General features: G+C 37.1%; 1 protein-coding gene. It reads right to left on the minus strand.

What is annotated here, in order from left to right; translation table 11 throughout:
• Positions 1 to 590: penicillin-binding transpeptidase domain-containing protein (locus FUA24_RS07770; RefSeq protein WP_262713605.1), on the minus strand; the 590-nt coding region annotated here is incomplete at both ends.

Genomic DNA, 590 nt, shown 5'->3' on the forward strand with positions numbered 1-590 from the left:
GCATTTCCAACCCAAACGCCTACAACGTAGTCTTTGGTGCTGCCAATGGCCCACGCATCTCTAAAACCAAAACTGGTACCGGTTTTCCAAGCTATTTGTTTAGAGTCATCAAAAAACTCCCAATTTTCGTCGCCTTCGGGTCTGTTAACATGTTTTAAACTTTCAAAAGTTAAATAAATAGAAGCGGCATCAAACACAGTTTTTTCAGTTTGTAATTTTCCGAAGTTAACATTTTCTGAAGCCAATAAAACCGGTTCGCAAAATTCGTTGGTATAATATTCACTTGAAGTTTCAGCAAAATGGTTAACTGTTGATGCCATTGCAGCGTAACTTTTGCATAAATCCCATAAATTACTTTCGGCACCACCTAAAATTAATGATAAACCGTAATGGTTGGCGCTTTGTATGAGATTTTTTAAGTGAAGCTGTTTTAAATAATGATGAAACCTATTTAGCCCAAATGCTTGTAACATTCTAACCGACGGTACATTTAAAGATTGTGAAAGTGCTTTACTTGCAGGAATTGCACCAGCATATGTTTTGTTAAAATTTTCGGGGTTATAGCTGCCAAATTGGCTAGGTACATCGGC

The organism is Seonamhaeicola marinus (assembly GCF_008085455.1).